Below are 19,089 nucleotides of genomic sequence, written 5' to 3' on the forward strand. Positions count from 1 at the left end.
TCTTTGGATGTGCGTTCCGTGGAGTCCCGTCCCGCCGTGCGTGGGGGCGGGGCTCCGTCGTATGTGGCGGGCGTGGACGGGGGCCGCCGTCGTATGCGTCGGGCGTGGGTGGGGGCCGCCCCGGACGCCGTTTGTGCAGGTCGGAAGCCGTCGAGCGGATGTCGTACGCATGTTCGAGAATGGGGGTATGGTGGGGGTGGAAGTAGGGAACTGATGTTCGAGAGCTGTTCGGGGCTCACGAGTGCGGGAGGTGCGTGTGCCGGGCTTCGCGCATCTGCACACCGTCTCCGGGTTCTCCCTCAGGTACGGGGCATCCCATCCGGAGCGGCTGGCCGAGCGTGCCTCGGAGCGGGGGATGGATGCGCTCGCGCTCACCGATCGGGACACCGTCGCGGGGGCGGTGCGCTTCGCCAAGGCCTGCGCCGGGGTGAGGGTGCGGCCGGTCTTCGGGGTGGATCTGGCCGCGGCCCCCGCGGAAGCGCTCCGACGGGAAAAGCGCCGCGCCCCGGTCCGGGGTGGCGCCTTCATCGACGAGTCGACCCCCCGGGTCACCTTCCTCGCCCGGGACGGCGCCCGGGGCTGGGCCGACCTGTGCCGGCTCGTCACGGCGGCGCACGCGGGAGAGGGAGCGCCCCTGCTGCCCTGGCCGGACAATCACGGCGACGGTCTGACCGTACTGCTCGGTCCGGGGTCGGACGTGGGGCGGGCCCTTGCCGCGGGGCGGCCCGATCGGGCCGCGAGGCTTCTCGGGGCCTGGCGTGAGGTCTACGGCGATGCGCTGCGGCTGGAGGCCGTGTGGCACGGGCGCGGGGGCACGGGGCCCGGCTCGCTGCGGCTGGCCGCCCGTACCGTGGGGTTCGCCGCCGAGCAGGGTGTCCGGCCGGTGCTCAGCAACGCCGTCCGGTATGCCGATCCGGGGGCGGGGCCCGTTGCCGATGTGCTGGATGCCGCGCGGCGGCTGGTACCGATCGATCCGCGCGGGGAGCTGGACTCCGGGGAGGCCTGGCTGAAGGACGCGCGGGCGATGATGGGGGTTGCCGAGCGGGTCGTGGAGGCTGCCGGGTACCGGCGGGACACCGCCCGGCGGCTGCTGGAGCAGACCCTGGCCGTGGCCGAGGAGTGCCGGGTCGACCCCGAGGGGGATCTCGGTATCGGGACCGTGCACTTTCCCGAGGCGCATCTGGTGGGTGCCGGGCGGCGCACCGCCCAGCGGGCCCTTGCCTCGCGGGCCGTGGCGGGGATGGTGCGGCTCGGGTACGACGGACGGCGTGCGTACTGGGAGCGGATGCACCATGAGCTGGACATCATCGCCCACCATGGCTTCGCCTCCTACTTCCTGACGGTTGCTCAGGTGGTCGACGACGTACGGAAGATGGGGATCCGGGTGGCCGCCCGGGGGTCCGGGGCCGGATCGCTCGTCAATCACCTTCTGGGGATCGCGCACGCCGATCCGGTCGAGCACGGGTTGCTGATGGAGCGCTTCCTCTCCAAGGAGCGGGTGGTGCTGCCCGACATCGACATCGATGTGGAGTCCGCGCGGCGGATCGAGGTGTACCGGGCGATCATCGGGCGGTTCGGGGAGGAGCGGGTCGCGACCGTGTCCATGCCGGAGACCTATCGGGTGCGGCATGCCATCCGGGATGTGGGTGCCGCCCTGTCCATGGATCCGGGTGAGATCGACCGGGTGGCCAAGTCCTTTCCGCACATCCGGGCCCGGGACGCGCGCGCCGCCCTGGCGGAGCTGCCCGAGCTGAAGCAGCTGGCGAGGCAGCTGCAGCGGGAAGGGGAGCGGTACGGCAGGCTGTGGGAGCTCGTCGAGGCGCTCGATGCCCTGCCGCGCGGGGTCGCCATGCATCCGTGCGGGGTGCTGCTGTCCGACGCCACGCTGCTCGCCCGGACGCCGGTGGTGCCGACCAGCGGTGAGGGGCTGCCCATGTCGCAGTTCGACAAGGAGGACGTGGAGGACCTCGGGCTGCTCAAGCTCGACGTGCTGGGCGTGCGGATGCAGTCGGCCATGGCGCACGCGGTCGCCGAGGTGGAGCGGGTGACGGGGGAGCGGATCGATCTGGACGCGGTGCCGGCGGGGGATCCGGAGACGTATCGGCTGATTCGTTCGACCGAGACGCTGGGGTGCTTCCAGATCGAGTCGCCGGGGCAGCGGGATCTGGTGGGGCGGCTGCAGCCGAGTACCTTCCATGATCTGGTCGTCGACATCTCGCTGTTCCGGCCCGGGCCCGTCGCCGCCGACATGGTGCGGCCCTTCATCGAGGCGCGGCACGGGCGGGCGCCGGTGCGTTATCCGCATCCCGACCTGGAGCGGCCGCTGGAGGGGACGTACGGTGTCGTCGTCTTCCACGAGCAGGTCATCGACATCGTCGCCATCATGACCGGGTGCGGACGGGGCGAGGCCGACCGGGTGCGGCGGGGGCTGTCCGACCCGGAGTCGCAGGGGCGGATCAAGGTGTGGTTCGCACAGCAGGCCGCGGCCAGGGGATATGACGCGGAAACGATTCGGCGTACCTGGGAGATCGTGGAGGCCTTCGGGTCCTACGGGTTCTGCAAGGCGCACGCGGTCGCGTTCGCCGTGCCGACGTATCAGTCGGCCTGGCTGAAGGCCCATCACCCGGCCGCCTTCTACGCCGGGCTGCTCACGCACGATCCGGGGATGTATCCCAAGCGGCTGCTGCTGGCCGACGCGCGGCGGCGCGGGGTGCCCATCCTGCCGTTGGACGTGAACGTGTCCGGGGTCGCTCATCGGATCGAACTGGTGTCCGGGTCCGGGGTGTGGGGGCTGCGGCTCGCCCTCTCCGATGTGCACGGCATCAGCGAGGCCGAGGCGAAGCGGATCACGGACGGGCAGCCGTACTCCTCCCTGGTGGATTTCTGGGAGCGGGCCCGGCCGAGCCGGCCGCTGGCGCAAAGGCTCGCCCAGGTGGGGGCCTTGGACGCCTTCGGCGCCAACCGGCGCGATCTGCAACTGCACCTGACCGAGCTGCACCGGGGCGCCCGGGGCGGCGGGGGCGGTCAGCTCCCGTTGGCGGGTGGACGCAAGACCGCACCTGCGGGGCTGCCGGATCTGACGTCGGCGGAACGGCTCAGCGCCGAGCTGGGCGTGCTGTCCATGGACGCCTCGCGCAATCTGATGGACGACCACCGGGAGTTCCTGAAGGAGCTGGGCGTGGTCTCCGCGCGTCGGCTGCGCGAGGCGCGGCACGGCGAGACCGTGCTGGTCGCGGGCGCCAAGGCGGCCACCCAGACCCCGCCGATCCGCTCCGGCAAGCGGGTCATCTTCTCCACGCTGGACGACGGCACGGGGCTGGTCGACCTGGCGTTCTTCGACGACTCGCACGACGCGTGCGCCCACACCGTCTTCCACTCGTGGCTGCTGCTGGTGCGGGGAGTGGTGCAGCGGCGCGGGCCGCGCAGCCTGAGCGTGGTGGGCTCCGCCGCCTGGAACCTCGCAGAGCTGGTCGAGCTGCGTGCCGAGGGCGGGCTCGAGGAGGTGGCGGCGCGGCTCGCGGAGCCGGTGGCCGCGGGCACGGGTGACGATCCGACCGGTGGACGGCGGATCCAGCTGCCGACCGGATACGAGATGCATCCGTGGGCCGATCTGCGGCCCGCGGGGCAGGAGGCCTCACAAGGGCCCGCTGCCGTACGGAAGTTGTGGCACCAGAGTCCGGGGAGTGCGGGATGACCATCCTCTGCGTACGTTTCCAGCTGCCGCCCATGTACGAGGCGGCCCTGCCCGGACTGCTCGGGTTGCTGGAGGACTTCACCCCGGTCGTTCAGGCGCTGCCGCCGGACGGGGCGCTGGCCGATCTGCGCGGTGCCGAGCGCTACTTCGGGCGCAGCGCGGTGGAGCTGGCCTCGGTGATCCGGGTGCGGGCCCTCGCGCGGTACGGCGTCGACTGTGTGATCGGCGCCGGTCCCGGCCCGATGCTGGCCCGTATGGCGCTGCAGGGCGCCCGGCCCGGGGTGACGTGTGTCGTGCCCGAGGACCCGGAGGGCATCGCGGAGTTCCTCGCCGAGCGGCCCGTCTCCGCGCTGCCCGGCGTCGGCGCGGCGACCACCCGCACCCTGGGCGAGTACGGCCTGGACACCCTGGGCCTGGTCGCCGCCGCGCCGCTGTCCACGCTCCAGCGGCTGATCGGCGCGAAGGCCGGCCGCGAGCTGCGCGAGAAGGCGAGCGGCATCGACCGGGGCCGGGTCGTGCCGAACGCCGTCTCGCGGTCGCTGGCCACGGAACGCGCCTTCGACCTCGACGAGCTGGATCCCGGCCGGCACCGCGGTGCGCTGCTGTCCGCCGCCGAGGAACTGGGCGCCCGGCTGCGCGCGGTGGAGAAGATCTGCGGCACCCTGACCCTCACCGTGCGCTACGCCGACCGCTCCTCCACCACCCGCAGCCGCACCCTGAAGGAGCCGACCGCGCACTCGGCGGCCCTGACGAAGGCGGCCTACGGCATGTACGAGGCGCTCGGCCTGCAGCGCGCCCGGGTCCGCGCGCTCGCCCTGCGCGCCGAGGGTCTGGCCCCCGCCGACCAGGCCTCCTACCAGCTCACCTTCGACCCCGCGGACGAGAAGGCCCGCCGCATCGAGGAGGTCGCGGACCGCGCGCGGGCGAAGTTCGGGCCCAGGGCGGTGATGCCGGGGGCCCTGGGGCGTGGCGGCGGCTCCACGGCGGTCAGTTGGCCCAGGGCGGCGTGATACGGGTGCCGTCGGCCAGCTCCGCCTCCAGACCGATGGAGGTGGTGACCCAGGAGAGCGCGGTGTGATCGGTCGGGTTCTCCACGCCGAAGGCCGTGCCGGGGCCGACGATCACCGTGTCGCCCGCGCCGATGCGTTCGGTGCGGCCGTCGAGGGTGATCAGCAGTTCGCCCACGAGCAGATGGAAGATCTCCTCGCGGTTGACGGTGTGGGCCGGCGCCTTGGTGCCCGCCGGGATCTCCCCGCGCCAGGCGCAGAGCTCCTTGCTTCCGGTGAGCGGGGTGGCGTACGAGACGAAGCGGGCGCCGTGGATCTCATGGGTCGTGGCCTGGGACGAGCGGACGACGGGCATGCGGTGATCTCCGTTCATGTGGACAAGCGGGCAAGTGGTCAAGTAGCTTGACTATATGGTCAATCTGCTTGACCAACCTGTCAAGGGTGTTTCAATGCCTCCGTGCAGAACTCCGAAGCCATGGCCCTGTCCGCCGCCCTGCTCGCCGTCGCCGGCGACCTCACGCAACGCATCCACGACGGGGTCGTGGCGCGCGGCTTCACCCATCTGCGGCCGGCGCACGGCTTCGCCTTCGCGCGGCTCGCGCCGGACGGCGCCACCGTCACCGATCTCGCGGCGCACCTCGGGGTGACCAAGCAGGCCGCGAGCCAGCTCGTGGACGAGATCGTACGCAAGGGGTACGCCGAACGGCGGCCGCATCCGCAGGACGCGCGGGCCCGGCTGATCGTGCTGACCGAGCGCGGCTGGGCCTGCACCCGCGCGGCGGAGGCGGCGGCGGCCGAGGTCGCGGGCAGGTGGGCCGAGGTGCTCGGTGAGGGTGAAGTGCGCGCACTCGGGGAGCGTTTGGCGCGGATCGCTCCCTCTGGTCCGATCAGACCGGCGTGGTGACGGTCTGTCAGGGGTGGATGGCGCTCCAGTTATCACTGGAAGTTTTACTGACGCGTAACTTCTCAACTCGGGCTACTCGCCCGTAACTTGACAGGTGAACAGCATCCTCGTGATCCGGATCACAGGGTTAGGCCCCCACCTCCCTTGAGCCGCAAGGAGATCACCCGATGCTGCCCTGGAAGCGAGTGCTCAGACCCCTCGCCGCGCTGCTCCTCACCGCCGCAGTCGCCACCGTGCCCGCCGCAACGGCTGCCGCCGCGGACACGGCTCCCAGCAGTGGCTGGAACGACTACGACTGCAAGCCCTCCGCCGCCCATCCCCGCCCGGTGATCATGGTGCACGGCACCCTGGGCAACTCGGTGGACAACTGGCTCTCCCTCGCCCCCTACCTGAAGGACCGAGGTTACTGCGTCTACTCCCTGGACTACGGTCAGCTGACCGGCGTTCCCCTCTTCTACGGCCTCGGCCCCGTCGACAAGTCGGCCGAGCAGCTGTCGGCCTTCGTGGACAAGGTGCTCGCCGCGACCGGAGCCGCCAAGGCCGACCTGGTCGGCCACTCCCAGGGCGGCCTGATGCCCCGCTACTACCTGAAGTTCCTCGGCGGAGCCGCCAAGGTGAACGCCCTCGTCGGACTGGCTCCCGACAACCACGGCGCCTCGCTGAGCGGACTCACCAACCTGCTGCCGTACTTCCCCGGCGCCTCGGACCTCGTCAAGGCCACCACCCCAGGCCTCGCCGACCAGATCCCCGGCTCCGACTTCCTCACCAAGCTCAACGCGGACGGCGACACCGTCCCCGGAGTGCACTACACGGTCATCGCCACCAAGTACGACGAGGTGGCCACTCCCTGGCGGAGCCAGTACCTGAGCGGCTCCGACGTCCACAACGTCCTGCTCCAGGACCTCTGCCCGCTCGACCTCTCCGAGCACGTCGCCATCGGCCTGTTCGACCGCATCGCCTTCCACGAGGTGGCGAACGCGCTCGACCCGGCCCACGCCGGCGCCACGACCTGCGCATCCGCCTTCAGCTGACGTGCCGCCGGGACCTGTCCGGCCTGAGCCGCCGGACAGGCCCCGGGAACCTCACCGGCGGTGCGCGCCACCCGCCGCACGCCGCCGCACCGACAGGAACAGCGCCGCCGAGCCGAGCGCCAGCGCCGCCGCGCCGCCGATCGCGACGTACGAGGTGCCGGAGGAGGCGCCGGTCTCCGCGAGATCACGCGAAGTACCGGCCGCCTTGGGCGAGTTGGGCGCGCCGGGCGCGGTCGAGGGCTGCCCCGCGGGCTTCCGCGCCGCGGTCGGCGTGCCCTCACCGCCGTGACCGTGGTGCCGCATCGTCGACTTGTCGGCACCGGCCGCGATCTGCCGCTCGGAGGGCGCGGAGGCGGTCGGAGCGGGGCCCGGCCCCGTGCTCCCCGCGCCGGTGCCGCCGAAGTCCACGTCCGAGCAGGAGTAGAACGCCTCCGGGCTGTCCGAGCGCTGCCAGATCGCATACAGCAGCTGCTTGCCGGACCGCTCGGGAAGCGTGCCGGAGAACGTGTAGAAGCCGCCCGAGGCGACCGGGTCGGTGACCGTCGCCACCGGGTGCTCCAGATCCAGCCCGGACCAGGCCAGCGGCCCCGCGGGGTCGTAACCGGGCTTGGTGAGATACACCTTGAAGGTGCCCTTGTGCGGTGCCGTCACCCGGTACCTGAAGGTGTACGACCCGCTGTGCACGCGCGTCGCCGGCCAGTCGGCGCGGGCCAGGTCGAGGCCCTTGAACTCCTCGTTGTTCGCGCTGCACAGCTTGCCGTCCGGGATCAGCTTCCGGTGCTGCCCGGCGGCGTCGCCGATCCGGATGCCGTTCCAGTCGTACAGCGCCTGGGTGCCGCCGGCCGCCACGGCCGCCCTGCACGCGGCCGACTTCGGGCTCTCCGGACCCTCCGCGTAGCACTGCGAGACACGGCTGACCGGGTCGCCCATCGAACCGTGCGCGGACGCCGGAGCGGCGGCGAGCACGGTCAGGGCGAGGGGTGGCAGACCGAGCACGGCGACGACGGCGGCCGCGCGACGGGCACGAGCGGGCATGCGGAACTCCTCGGAAAACGGTCCTTCGATGGGGGCGGAACCCGGGGGAACCCGTGGGGGTGATCCGAAGCTAGCCCCGGGAAACCGGGAAATCGCCTGGTGCAGGCGGAGGATGGAGATCCTTATGGTGCCGTTAAGGCGGGACTAACCGGGGGCTCAGGAAGGGGGGAGAGACCCGGTGGCTCACCTGCTCCCAAGCAGCGCGGCTGTCCACGTCGGTTCGGGTTCGTTCGCAGCCGGACGCCTCAGTTGGCTCCCCGATTGGCTCCCGGCAGCGCGTACACGTGTTGCCTCGCTGAGCCTGGGCACATGGCTCCGGAGGGCAGGCGCCAGGAGCACGGACATAGGCCTCTGAACTGGGTGAACGTCTAAGGTGCTCCCGCCGCACACGTCCCTCACTCGCTGCTCTCTCGGCGGGTCCGCACGGTGAGCGCTACGGCGGTCTACCGCCTGCAGGGGGCGCCTTGGCGGCGGACGGGCACGGTTGTGGCTCGCGCTGAGCGACCGGGCGCTTAGAAGAGAGGCGGGCGCTTCCACTCACCTAGGCCATTGACCTGGGCGTGTGCAGGTGCAGGTCAGCGGACCACGCCAACTTAGCCGTGTATTCACCGGAGGGGGGTATTCCAGTGGAATCTCTGGGCATCCCGCTGACTGTCGTAAACAAGGTGTTGTAGCACTCAGGGGGCAGCCGCACGATCCCGGCTACGCCGTCCAGGTCCGCGTCGGGCACCCTCGCACGACAGTGAGGACATACCCGGTGCGTCGAGGTCTGTGTCGGAGGTGTGGCAGGCGTCCCGCAGTAATTGCCCTTGACGGTCGGTGGGTAGTTCCTCCACCGGCCGCGAGTCTGGTTCTCTGCCCACGGCATCAACCACAACGAGCGATTCGTGACCGACAAAGGTGCTTGCTACCGGGCTCACTCATGCGCTTGGGCCCTGCTCGGGTCACGCCACCAGCGGATCACCCTGTGTAGATCATTGAGCCTTTTCAGCGTGGCCACCGATCGGGTGATGACCTTGGTGCCCGCAACGGACAGGGCTCCCGTGCCGTTGGGTGAGGTGTTCGAAGTCTCAACCTGCCGGTCCAGGAGCCCTGTTGGTTCCCTATCCTGCCGCACTCGACCTGCCTCATGCGCTGGTCGAGTGGGTCACGATGCTTATCGTCACCCGCGAGGGTGACCGCCGCTGCAAGCTCCCGCCGCACCAGCGCGCCCTCGTCGCTCTCGCCTACCTGCGCAAGCACGAGACTCTCGCGCAGATCGCCGCCGGGTTCGGCATATCCGTCGGCACCGCCCACGCCTACACCACCGCCGTCGTGCGGCTCCTCGCCGACCGGGCGCCGGGCCTGCTCAAGACCCTGCGCGAGCACGACCCGGACTACGTACTCCTGGACGGCACCCTCAGCGAGTGCGACCGCCTGGGCGACGGACGCGCCGATTACTCCCACAAGCACCGGCGCCACGGCGTGAACGTGCAGGTCGTCACCGATCCCGTAGGCCAGCTTCTGTGGATCTCGCCGGCCTTGCCGGGCCGTGCTCACGATCTGACCGCCGCACGCACCCACCGCATCATCCGAATCTGCGAACGCCAGGGCGTCCCGATCGTCGCCGACCGCGCCTACATCGGCGCCGGCTCCTGGGCCACCACCGCCATCCGCCGCCCGCCCAACGGCGAACTGTCACCGACCGAGCGGACGCTGAACCGGGCACTCGCCCAGGCCCGCGCTCCCGTCGAACGAGGTGTCGCCCGCCTGAAGTCCTGGCGGATCTTCCGCCGCAGCCGCTGCAGCCCGAACCGCATGACGGACATCGCCGCCGCAGTCCTCACCCTGGAGAGGCAACGTTGAAAAGGCTCATTGGCCGGCTTCCTTTGGTTTGTAGCACCCGGGGGTGGGGTGAGGTTCTAGGCTGATCAGACCTACTGATAGCTCGTCAAGGGGGGCGTGGTGCTGGTAGAGGCGTTGTTGGCGTTGGCGGCGACGGGTGGCGGTGCCATCGTGCAGGCGGCCGGGACGGACGCCTGGAACGGGGTGCGCGATGGTATCGCTCGAGTGCTCGGTCGTGGTGAGCCAGCACGGGAGCAGGCGGAGTTGGAACGACTAGACCGGACGCGGGTGGTTCTGGATGCAGCGAGTGAGGGCGAGTACACGCTGGTCCAGGCGGCCCAGGCTGCGGTTTGGCAGAGCCGGTTGGAGATGCTAATGGAGGAACTGCCGGATGTGCAGCGGCAGCAGGTTGCGGCGGAGCTTCAAGCTGTGATTGAGCAAGCCAGTGCGGCCAGCAGAGGGTCGTCCGTGCACAACGACTTCAGCGGTTCGACGTTCGAGAAGTCTGCAGTGCTGGGTAGTGGCACGCAGCACAACACCTTCAACTGACAGACGGAGGTGAATCCGGTGGGGGGTAAGAGCAACAAGGCCAAGCGGCGGAACAAAAAGGGCACCGTGCCTGCCCAGCGCGCTGGTGCATGGGCCGGGGGCGGTTCGGGGCAGGGAGTTGACTTCTCAGGGAGTCAGTTCAGTTACGCCGCTGCTCAACAGCGTGGGACGCAGTACAACACGTTCGTGCAGCAGTACGCACCGGCGCCGTCCGCGCTCGACGCTCTGCCGGACTTGCCGCCGGAGTTCATGGGCCGGGACGAGGACCTGGCGCCGCTAGTGGACCTGTTCGACCCCGATTCTGGTGTCGGACGCCCTGTGGCTGTGGTCGCAGGCATGGGCGGAGTTGGCAAGACGACCCTCGCTCACGCCGTCGGTCACGAGGTCTTGAAACGAGGGTGGTTCACCGGCGTACTTCTGGTGGATCTGCGCGGCTACGATCCCCAGCCGGCCCAGCCGGAGCAGTCGCTGGATGCGCTCATGCGCCGGCTGGGGGTACAGCCCAAGCACATCCCCCCCACTGCACCTGACCGAGAGGTGTTCTACCGCTCCCACCTCGCCGATCGTGGCCGGAAGGGGGAGCGGCTTCTTGTGATCGCCGACAATGCCTCCAGCGCAGCCCAGGTCAGGCCTCTCCTGCCCCCCGCACCACACGGCCTGATCGCCACCTCCCGCAAATACCTGCCTGGGATCGGACGGCCGAGGTCCCTGCACCAGCTCCAGCCCGAGGACGCAGTCGCCCTGCTGGACCTGGCCCTGCGCGAAGCGAACCCCGACGACCAGCGCGTTGAAGAGGATCGGGAAGCTGCCGAGCGGGTGGCAATGGCCTGCGGATGCCTGCCTCTGGCCTTGCAGATCGTCGCTGCGCTCCTCGTGCAAGACCCGGGCCAGCCTCTCGCCGAACGCGCTGAACGCCTCACTGCCGGTGAGGGGCGACTGGACAGCATCAACGACGGCGAACGCGACCTGCGCGCCGTGTTCGACCAGACCCTCGACAGCCTCCTCCCTCAGCAGCAGGATCTCTTCCGCATGCTGTCCCTGAACACTGGCCCCGACATCTCCACTCCGGCGGCAGCAGCCCTTACCCACCACCCCGAAGCGGCGATTGACAACCAGCTTGGCCAACTTGCCGCCGCACACCTCATCAGCCGCAGCACCACCCGAGGCCGATGGCAAATGCACGACCTCCTCCGCGACTACGCTCAAGAACAAACTCAAAGACATCTGGAAAATAATCGCACCGCCCGCCGTAAATTCGGCCAAGCGCGTCAACGCCTCGCCGACTATTATGTCAAATGGGCAGAAAGCGCAAGAACTCACACTGATTTCTCCGGCCAGCTGCAGCCTTCTGTAGAATTCGATGGCCGGGAAGAGGCGTTGCGATGGATGGATGGTGAGCGCGCCAACCTCATCGCGATGGCGCATTTCGAGGCTCCTTCCGAAAACTCCGCTCGCCTCTGTTTTGCCCTCACTGAATATCTGAAGTATCGTGAGCGTCATTATGACGCTTTGGTGGTAAGCGCACTAAATTTGGACTCGCTTCGCGCCCTGAAAGATCGTCGCAATGAACCCGGCGCGTGGGGCAACCTTGGCTATGCCTTGGATTCCCTACATCGCTACGACGAGGCGCTCTCCGCTCACACCACCGCGCTGTCCCTCTTCGAGCAGGCCGGCGACACTGTCGGCCAGGCAGGGGCCTGGGGCAACGTTGGCAACACTCTGGAGTCGCTGCACCGTTACGACGAGGCTCTCGCTGCTCACACCACTGCTCGCACCCTCTTCGAGCAGACCGGCGATGCGCGTGGCCAGGCCGCCGCCTGGGACAGCACTGGTGATGCATTGCGGCAGCTACACCGTTACGACGAGGCTCTCGCTGCTCACACCACCGCTCGCGCCCTCTACGAGCAGACTGGAAATACTGAGGGTCAGGCCATCTCCTGGTGCAACACCGGCTACACCCTGGAGTCGCTGCACCGTTACGATGAGGCTCTCTCTGCTCAGGCCACTGCTCGCGCCTTCTACCAGCAGACCGGCGATGCGCGTGGCCAGGCCGCCGCCTGGGACAGCACTGGCACCACTCTGAGGTGCCTGCACCGTTACGACGAGGCTCTCGCTGCTCACACCACCGCTCGCACCCTCAGCGAGCAGACCGGCTACATTCATGGCCAAGTCGTCTCCTGGGGCAGCACTGGTGGTGCATTGCGGGATCTGCACCGTTACGACGAGGCTCTCGCTGCTCACACCACTGCTCGCACCCTCAGCGAGCAGACCGGCTACATTCGTGGCCAAGCTACAGCTTGGGGCGATATCGGCAACACTCTGGAGTCGCTGCACCGTTACGACGAGGCTCTCGCTGCTTACGCCACTTCTCGCACTCTCTACGAGCAGATTGGCTACGTTCGCGGTCAAGCCATCGCCTGGAACAATACTGGTGATGCATTGCAGGATCTGCACCGTTACGACGAGGCTCTCGCTGCTCACACCACCGCTCGCACCCTCTACGAGCAGGCCGGCGACACTGACAGCCAGGCAGGGGTCTGGGGCAATGTCGGCAACACTCTGAGGCTCGTGCACCGTTATGACGAGGCTCTCGCTGCTCACACCACTGCTCGCACCCTCTTCGAGGAGACTGGAAACACTGACGGTCAGGCTGCCGTCTGGAACGGCACCGGCAACGCATTGCGGAAGCTGCACCGTTACGGCGAGGCTCTCGTTGCTTACGCCACTTCTCGCACTCTCTGTGAGAAGGCTGGTAATACTGATGGCGAGGCCATCGTCAGTGACAACGCTGGTGAAGTGTTGCGGGAGTTGCACCGTTATGACGAGGCTCTCGCTGCTCACACCACTGCTCGCGCCCTCTATGAGCAGACTGGCGACGTGGATGGCCAGGCCGCCGCTTGGGACAACGCTGGTGAAGTGTTGCGGGAGCTGCACCGTTACGACGAGGCTCTCGCTGCTCACACCACTGCTCGCGCCCTCTATGAGCAGACTGGCGACGTGGATGGCCAGGCCGCCGCTTGGGACAACGCTGGTGAAGTGTTGCGGGAGCTGCACCGTTACGACGAGGCTCTCGCTGCTCACACCACTGCTCGCGCCCTCTATGAGCAGACTGGCGACGTGGATGGCCAGGCCGCCGCTTGGGACAACGCTGGTGAAGTGTTGCGGGAGCTGCACCGTTACGACGAGGCTCTCGCTGCTCACACCACTGCTCGCACCCTCTACGAGCAGACTGGTAACAACCAGGGCCAAGCCGTCGTTTGGAACAACACCGGAGCGGTTTTCCGAGGTCTCCATCGCTATGACGAAGCCGTGGCCACTGGCCGGCGTGCGGCAGAGATGCTGGAGCACTTAGGGGACTTCACAAATACTGGAGTGGCTTTTGGCGAGCTGGCGAAAAGCCTCGATCTAGCTGGCTCCACTCCCACGGTGGTAAGGGAGACCTGGCTGCGTTCGGCGAGCGCCTATGACACAGCTGGCGCAACGCAAAAAGCGGATCAGTCACGTGCAAGCGCAGACAATGGCGTCTAGATACCTGGCCATTTCATTTGGGCAGTCTGCGGTAGCAGATGAGTGTGGCTGCCAGGGCGGTGAAGGCCAGGAAGTGGCTGGCCTTGCGTTCGTAGCGGCGGTGTAGCCGTCGGCATCCGCTGAGCCAGGCGATGGAGCGTTCGACGACCCACCGGTGTCGGCCCAGATGTTGGGAGCTCTCGACTCCGCGTCGGGCCATGCGAGGGATGATGCCCTGCGTGCGTAACCATCGCCGCAGGTGAGAGTAGTCGTATCCCTTGTCGCCGTGGAGTTTGGTCGGGCGTCGTCTGCGGGGTCCGCGTCGGGAGCGGATGGGCGGTATCCCGCGGACGAGGGGCTCGAGGGCCTGGCTGTCGTGCAGGTTGGCGCCGGAGGTGCCGATTGAGAGGGGTAGCCCGTTCCGGTCGACGATGAGGTGGATTTTCGATCCGGTCTTACCGCGGTCGGTCGGATTCGGTCCCGTCAGTGTCCCCCTTTGACCGCGCGGACACTGACGGAGTCAATCGCGCACCGCGACCAGTCCAACTCGCCCTGACCACCCAGTTCGTCGAGCACCAGGCGATGGGGCTTGGCCCACACACGAGCCTCGGACCACTCGGTGAACCGCCTGAACGCGGTCACCCCAGACGGGCCGAACCCGGGAGGGAGCTGGTTCCACGTGCAGCCTGACGTGGCCACGAACACGATGGCGGCCAAGACTTCGCGATCTCCATGGCTTCGACGCCGACCACCACCCTGCGGGCGGGTCGGAGCCGGCGGCGCAACCCGCTGGAACAACTCCCGCAAACGGTCCGGCACCAACCGCTCGACAAGCTCACTCGCCATCCCGCCAGCATCCCGCAAGATCACACCAAACGAAATGGGCTGTAAGGCCGGACTAACCGGGGGCTCATGCTGCCCACTCCCGGTGACTTCGTCACTGCGGGCCGTAGTACAGGCGCAGGAACTCCTCCATCGCCGCGTTGACCCCGGCCCGGTCGCCGGTGGCGAGCAGGTCGAGCAGCAGACCGCGGACGGTGGCGAGTCCCAGCCTGGCGCGGTGCCGGGCCGTGACGGGATCCGCCCCCGCGCCGGTCTCGGCGGCCACGAGCGGCTCCAGCCAGTCCGACACGAGCCCTTCGAGGACCGGGACGGCCTCGGGACGGCCGCGCAGCGCGTGTCCGCAGATCTCGAAGAAGAGCCGCTCCTGACCGGCCAGCCGAGGGTCCGTCAGCTGCCGCCACAGCAGCCGCGCGACATCGGCGGGCGAGAGTCCGGGCTCCAGGTGGAGCCGGGACAGCAGCTCACGCCGGCGCCGCTCCGACGCCCGGACGATCTCCACGAGCAGCTGTTCCCTGGAGCCGAAGTAGTGGATCAGCATGCGGTGGCTGACGCCGATCGCGGCGCCGAGGCGGCGCAGGCTCAGATCCGCGATGCCGTGCGCCGCGACGTGGTCGACAGCCGCGTCCACCAGGCGCGCGCGCCGGTCCCGGTCCGCGCCCTGCCCGGCTTCGCCCTGCCCGGCCTCGCCCTCGGGATCCGGGTCGCCCGTGTGTGACACGACGCGAGTGTACCCATCGGTACAGGCCACATGTACCGTGTGGTACATGAAGCCTGTCACCGTGTCGATCGACGTGGCACAGACGCCCGAGCAGGTCTACGACTTCCTCGATGTCATGGCTCACCACGAGCGGTTCACCGACCACTACCTGACCGGCTGGCGTTACAGCGGCCCCCGCCGGGGTGTCGGCTCAGGTGCCGCGGTCACCGCCGCACTGGGCGGTGTGCGGACCGACGTCACCATCGAGGTGGTCGAGGCCGAGGCGCCGCGACGGATCGTCGAACGCAACGTCAGCGCGGCCGGCCGCCGCCAGGCCCATGGCACCTACGTCATCGCCCCCCTGCCCGCGGGCGGGAGCCGTGTCTCGTTCACCTACACCTGGGCCCGCGCCCCGCTGGCCGACCGGCTGCTCGCCCCCGTCGTGCGGACCGCCATGCGGCGCGCCAATCGCACGGTCATGCGGCGCCTGGCCACCGAACTGGCTCACCACGTCCGCACCACCGGATCCTGACGGATAGCGTGCGTCCATGATCGAAGAGAACCCGGAGCGTGTGCGGCCGGCCGTCGCCGAGGAGGTGCCGGCCGTCAAGGCGGTGACGGACGCGGCCTACCACCACTACATCGAGCGCATCGGTGTGGTGCCGCAGCCCATGGAGGCGGACCACGCCGCGAACGTGGCCGCCGGCAAGGTGTTCGTCACCGGGGAACCCGTCGACGGACTGGTCGTGGTCGAGGCGTTCGCCGGCCACCTCTTCCTGGACAGCATCGCCGTCCATCCCGACGCCCACGGCCGGGGCGTCGGACGGCGGCTCCTGCACTTCGTCGACGCACGCGCGCGTCAGCTGGGTCTCGGCGAGATCAGGCTCTACACGAACGCGTTGATGTGGGAGAACCAGAAGATCTATCCGAAGTACGGATACGAGGTCGTGGAACGCCGTGTCGACGGGCCCTACGACCGGATCCACTACCGCAAGCGGCTGGAGTGACGGCCGCGGCGGGTCAGCCGTCGGGCCACCAGGTGCGCGCGATGTCCTTGCGCACCTCGGGTCGTCCCGCGGGGCGGTCCTCCGCCTCGTCGCGGAGCCGGCGGCTGTCCGTCTTCTTCAGGGGCTTCTGCACGGTGACGCGGCGCATGGCTGCCTCCTTCAGTGCCTACCGGGTTTCCGCGTTGTCACGGTGGTAGACGCTTTTGGCGAGAGTTCCTCATCGGAGCCGGGTTGTCAGTGGCGGCTGTCACTCTTCGGGTACGACGAGCACGCGTGAGGGCACGGTTGCGGTGCGTACTCGAAGGGGTGCCAAGCTGACCGAGCGTGTCAGACCAGCAACCCTTCGAAGCCACCGGTGCGGGCCAGCCGCTCCAGTTCGTCCAGGGCGGCCACGGCGGCGGACGCGGCCTCCGGGTCCGTCTCCGTCAGGCCGCTCTCGGCGAACTCGTCCTCGTCCAGCCGCCGTACGTCCGCGCCGTCGGCGGAGCGCCACAGGTCCAGGTCGAGGTCCTCCACGACCAGTTCGCCGTCGGTGCGGACGGCCGGCCGGGTGATGTCGCAGTACCAGCCCTTCAGGGTGCCGTCGGCGGCGCGCACCTCCTTCACCGAGTACCAGCGGTTCCGCCAGTAGTACTCGGTGAAGACGTCGCCCGCCTCGAAGCGGACGAAGCCGAAGTCGCGGACGCCGGAGCCCGCCCAGGGCGCGCGTACGGCGATGCGGGTGCCGTCGTCCCGGAGCAGCCCGGCCGGGTAACGGATCTTCGTCCGGCCCGCCTTGACCAGGACGATCTCCAACCGGGCCGTCGGTTCAGCCGAGTTCGCGGACATAGCGCACCTCCGTGGCGCAGATCTCGTATCCGAGCCATGCGTTGACCGCGAGCATCGGGCCGTTGCCGGTGTCGTTGCCCGTGAGCGCCTCCGTGCAGCCGGCGGCGCGGGCGCGGTGCAGTGCGTGGACCTTGGCGAGCTTGGCCAGCCCCCGCCCGCGGTACGCCCGCGCGGTGCCGGTCATGGCGGTGCCGTACCGGGAACCGCCGTCGGTGTAGGCCACGCTGAAGGCGGCGGGCCGGCCGTCGGCCAGCACGACGGTGGTCAGCTCACGGTTGAGCAGCGGGTGCTCCCAGGTCTCCTCGATCCAGGCCTGGTAGTCGGTGAACTCCGTGTCCACGTCACTCGGTTCGTCCGCCGTCGTCTCCGCGTCCAGCTCGAACAACGGGCGCGGGTCGGCCACGAAGTCGGCGGCCGTACGCACGTCGACGCCGGCCGGGGGAGCCGGCAGGGGCGGCAGCGCGGTCCGGGCCAGATCCAGGCGCAGGAAATGGGCGGACCGCCCGGGCCCGTAGCCGCGCCGTTCGGCGAAGGCCCGGTTGGCCGGCTCGTCCAGCAGCCAGGCGAACAGCTTCGTCGCCCCGTGTCGGGCCAGGTGCTCCTCGGCCGCACGGACCAGCAGGCCGCCCGCGCCGCGCCGCGTCCGGTCCGGGCGCACATAGATGTTGAGCAGCCCGTGACCCGGCTCCGGGCTGTCGTGCGCGAGGGCCACCTGCGCGGTGCCGATGACCTCGCCGTCCTCCTCCGCGACCAGGGATCTGAACCGGGCCTCGGGCGGTGTACGGGTGAGGTGGTGGAGGATGGCGTCCGGGGGCCACAGGATGTAGGGCAGGGCGAGATGCCGTACCCGGGCGAAGGCCTCGACATCGGATCGGTCGGCGGGGCGCAGGTCGCGCACGATCACTGTCATGGGCAGGCACGGTAGGCGCAGGCGTACCGGGGATGCCTCTTATTTTCCGCCGGGTACGGGACAATCGGCCCGTGAGCCTGAAGATCCGCATCGATGACAGCGCGCCCCCGTACGAGCAGGTGCGGGCGCAGATTTCCGAGCAGGCGCGGTCCGGGGCACTGCCGGTGGGATACCGGTTGCCGACCGTGCGGGGGCTGGCCGAGTCCCTGGGCCTCGCGGTGAACACGGTGGCCAAGGCGTACCGGGCGCTGGAGAGCGACGGGGTGATCGAGACGCGGGGACGCAACGGAACGTTCGTGGCCGCCGCCGGCTCGGCCGCGGAGCGTGAGGCCTCCCTGGCCGCTCAGGCGTATGTGGAGCGGGTGCGGAGGCTGGGGCTGGGGGAGTCCGAGGCGCTGGCCGCCGTGCGCGATGCCCTGCGGGCGGCTTACGGGGAGTAGGGGGTTCGCGGGTTTCGGGCGGAGGCGGCCGGCGGCGGTCACCGGACTTCGGCAGGTTCCGGGACCCGTGTCACCGTCAGCCCAGCCCGTCCCGCCGCTCTCCCGAACGTCACCGCGTCCCGCACCGCCGCACCCCCCGGATCGTTGTTGAAGTACGCGTACACGTCCGCCGCCTGCTCCCATGTCGTCGCGATGCGGTCGACCCATGTCTCCAGGGACCGCTTGCCGTAGCGCGGCCAGGGGCGGGCCCGGCCCTGGTGGAAGCGGACGTAGCCCCAGTCGGTGGTGCGCCACAGCGGGGTGACCGGGCGGGCCAGGACGTCCGCCCAGCACAGGGCCGCGCCACGGGCCGACAGGACGTCCCGCACCTCGGGCGTCCACCAGGAGTCGTGGCGCGGCTCGACCGCGACCCGCGTACCGGACGGGAAGCAGGCCAGGCAGGCGTCCAGCAGCATGGGGTCGGCGCGCAGGGTCGGGGGGAGCTGGAGGAGGACGGGACCCAGGCGGTCGCCGAGGCCGGCCGCGTGGCTCATCAGGCGGTCGACCGGCTCCTCGGGATCCTTCAGGCGCTTGATGTGGGTCAGATAGCGGCTGGCCTTGACCGCGACCACGAAGTCCTCCGGCACCCGGTCCCGCCACGCCTCGAAGTTCTCACGCGAGGGAAGACGGTAGAACGCGTTGTTGACCTCCACCGTCGCGAAGAGGCGTGTGTACTCCTCAAGCCACAGCCGCGCCGGGACCCCGGCCGGATAGACGAGGTCCCGCCAGTCCTTGTACTGCCACCCGGAGGTGCCGACGAACCAGGTCACAGCA

Annotated in this window: 18 protein-coding genes; 10 read left to right on the forward strand and 8 right to left on the reverse strand. The window is 69.5% G+C overall.

Going from position 1 to position 19,089, the window contains the following annotated elements; translation table 11 throughout:
* The first annotated feature begins 256 nt into the window (after positions 1-256).
* Together FB563_RS26200 and FB563_RS26205 are read left to right on the forward strand one after the other, a co-directional pair.
* Complete coding sequence (locus tag FB563_RS26200; protein ID WP_142218934.1) at positions 257-3,694, forward strand: DNA polymerase III subunit alpha; 3,438 nt, start codon at positions 257-259, stop codon at positions 3,692-3,694.
* A complete protein-coding gene (locus FB563_RS26205) occupies positions 3,691-4,704 on the forward strand; it encodes a DNA polymerase Y family protein (protein ID WP_055709649.1) in 1,014 nt (337 codons plus the stop codon). The genes FB563_RS26200 and FB563_RS26205 overlap by 4 nt, the downstream gene beginning before the upstream one ends.
* Here the strand turns inward: FB563_RS26205 and FB563_RS26210 are convergent.
* Positions 4,682-5,056 carry a cupin domain-containing protein gene (locus FB563_RS26210; protein ID WP_055709650.1) on the reverse strand — a complete coding sequence of 125 codons (375 nt, stop codon included), beginning with the start codon at positions 5,054-5,056 and terminating at the stop codon, positions 4,682-4,684. The genes FB563_RS26205 and FB563_RS26210 overlap by 23 nt on opposite strands.
* A gap of 102 nt (positions 5,057-5,158) precedes the next feature.
* Between FB563_RS26210 and FB563_RS26215 the strand changes: the two genes are divergently transcribed.
* Positions 5,159-5,605, forward strand: a complete 447-nt coding sequence (locus tag FB563_RS26215) for a MarR family winged helix-turn-helix transcriptional regulator (protein WP_055709651.1) — start codon at positions 5,159-5,161, stop codon at positions 5,603-5,605.
* Between the two features lie 167 nt (positions 5,606-5,772).
* Positions 5,773-6,636 carry an esterase/lipase family protein gene (locus FB563_RS26220; RefSeq protein ID WP_142218935.1) on the forward strand — a complete coding sequence of 288 codons (864 nt, stop codon included), beginning with the start codon at positions 5,773-5,775 and terminating at the stop codon, positions 6,634-6,636.
* 51 nt (positions 6,637-6,687) lie between these two features.
* Here the strand turns inward: FB563_RS26220 and FB563_RS26225 are convergent, their stop codons facing one another.
* Positions 6,688-7,671 carry a lytic polysaccharide monooxygenase auxiliary activity family 9 protein gene (locus tag FB563_RS26225; RefSeq protein ID WP_055709748.1) on the reverse strand — a complete coding sequence of 328 codons (984 nt, stop codon included), beginning with the start codon at positions 7,669-7,671 and terminating at the stop codon, positions 6,688-6,690.
* Positions 7,672-8,766: 1,095 nt separating this feature from the next.
* Here FB563_RS26225 and FB563_RS26230 point away from each other — a divergent pair.
* From FB563_RS26230 to FB563_RS26240, 3 genes are all read left to right on the forward strand, one after another.
* Positions 8,767-9,516 carry a transposase family protein gene (locus FB563_RS26230; protein WP_142218408.1) on the forward strand — a complete coding sequence of 250 codons (750 nt, stop codon included), beginning with the start codon at positions 8,767-8,769 and terminating at the stop codon, positions 9,514-9,516.
* A gap of 96 nt (positions 9,517-9,612) precedes the next feature.
* Complete coding sequence (locus tag FB563_RS26235; RefSeq protein WP_055710589.1) at positions 9,613-10,044, forward strand: hypothetical protein; 432 nt, start codon at positions 9,613-9,615, stop codon at positions 10,042-10,044.
* Between the two features lie 186 nt (positions 10,045-10,230).
* Positions 10,231-13,572: a tetratricopeptide repeat protein gene (locus FB563_RS26240; protein WP_142218936.1), complete on the forward strand. Its 3,342-nt coding sequence runs from the start codon at positions 10,231-10,233 to the stop codon at positions 13,570-13,572.
* Between the two features lie 13 nt (positions 13,573-13,585).
* On the opposite strand, the gene FB563_RS26245 is transcribed toward FB563_RS26240, so the two are convergent.
* A protein-coding gene (locus FB563_RS26245; protein WP_199833023.1) for an IS5 family transposase occupies positions 13,586-14,397 on the reverse strand; the annotation gives its coding sequence in 2 pieces (ribosomal slippage) (positions 13,586-14,044 and positions 14,047-14,397; 810 coding nt in all).
* Between the two features lie 91 nt (positions 14,398-14,488).
* Complete coding sequence (locus FB563_RS26250; RefSeq protein WP_055710039.1) at positions 14,489-15,112, reverse strand: TetR/AcrR family transcriptional regulator; 624 nt, start codon at positions 15,110-15,112, stop codon at positions 14,489-14,491.
* A 46-nt stretch (positions 15,113-15,158) separates the two neighbouring features.
* On the opposite strand from FB563_RS26250, the gene FB563_RS26255 reads away from it, so the two are divergent.
* Positions 15,159-15,623: an SRPBCC family protein gene (locus FB563_RS26255; RefSeq protein ID WP_055710026.1), complete on the forward strand. Its 465-nt coding sequence runs from the start codon at positions 15,159-15,161 to the stop codon at positions 15,621-15,623.
* A gap of 16 nt (positions 15,624-15,639) precedes the next feature.
* A complete protein-coding gene (locus FB563_RS26260) occupies positions 15,640-16,098 on the forward strand; it encodes a GNAT family N-acetyltransferase (RefSeq protein ID WP_055710027.1) in 459 nt (152 codons plus the stop codon).
* A gap of 13 nt (positions 16,099-16,111) precedes the next feature.
* On the opposite strand, the gene FB563_RS44965 is transcribed toward FB563_RS26260, so the two are convergent.
* From FB563_RS44965 to FB563_RS26275, 3 genes are all read right to left on the reverse strand, one after another.
* The gene (locus FB563_RS44965) at positions 16,112-16,246 is read right to left on the reverse strand and encodes a hypothetical protein (RefSeq protein WP_107100781.1); all 135 of its coding nucleotides are present in this window, start codon (positions 16,244-16,246) and stop codon (positions 16,112-16,114) included.
* A 179-nt stretch (positions 16,247-16,425) separates the two neighbouring features.
* Positions 16,426-16,926, reverse strand: a complete 501-nt coding sequence (locus tag FB563_RS26270) for a ribonuclease FAU-1 family protein (protein WP_055710028.1) — start codon at positions 16,924-16,926, stop codon at positions 16,426-16,428.
* On the reverse strand, positions 16,907-17,836 hold the full coding sequence (locus tag FB563_RS26275) for a GNAT family N-acetyltransferase (RefSeq protein WP_055710029.1): 930 nt from the start codon (positions 17,834-17,836) through the stop codon (positions 16,907-16,909). The genes FB563_RS26270 and FB563_RS26275 overlap by 20 nt, the downstream gene beginning before the upstream one ends.
* Before the next feature lie 71 nt (positions 17,837-17,907).
* On the opposite strand from FB563_RS26275, the gene FB563_RS26280 reads away from it, so the two are divergent.
* The gene (locus FB563_RS26280; protein WP_055710030.1) at positions 17,908-18,276 is read left to right on the forward strand and encodes a GntR family transcriptional regulator; all 369 of its coding nucleotides are present in this window, start codon (positions 17,908-17,910) and stop codon (positions 18,274-18,276) included.
* Positions 18,277-18,314: 38 nt separating this feature from the next.
* Here FB563_RS26280 and FB563_RS26285 read toward each other — a convergent pair whose 3' ends face one another.
* Positions 18,315-19,085 carry a DUF72 domain-containing protein gene (locus tag FB563_RS26285; RefSeq protein ID WP_055710031.1) on the reverse strand — a complete coding sequence of 257 codons (771 nt, stop codon included), beginning with the start codon at positions 19,083-19,085 and terminating at the stop codon, positions 18,315-18,317.
* Positions 19,086-19,089 lie beyond the last annotated feature (4 nt).

The organism is Streptomyces puniciscabiei, from assembly GCF_006715785.1.
GTDB classification, from domain to species: domain Bacteria; phylum Actinomycetota; class Actinomycetes; order Streptomycetales; family Streptomycetaceae; genus Streptomyces; species Streptomyces puniciscabiei.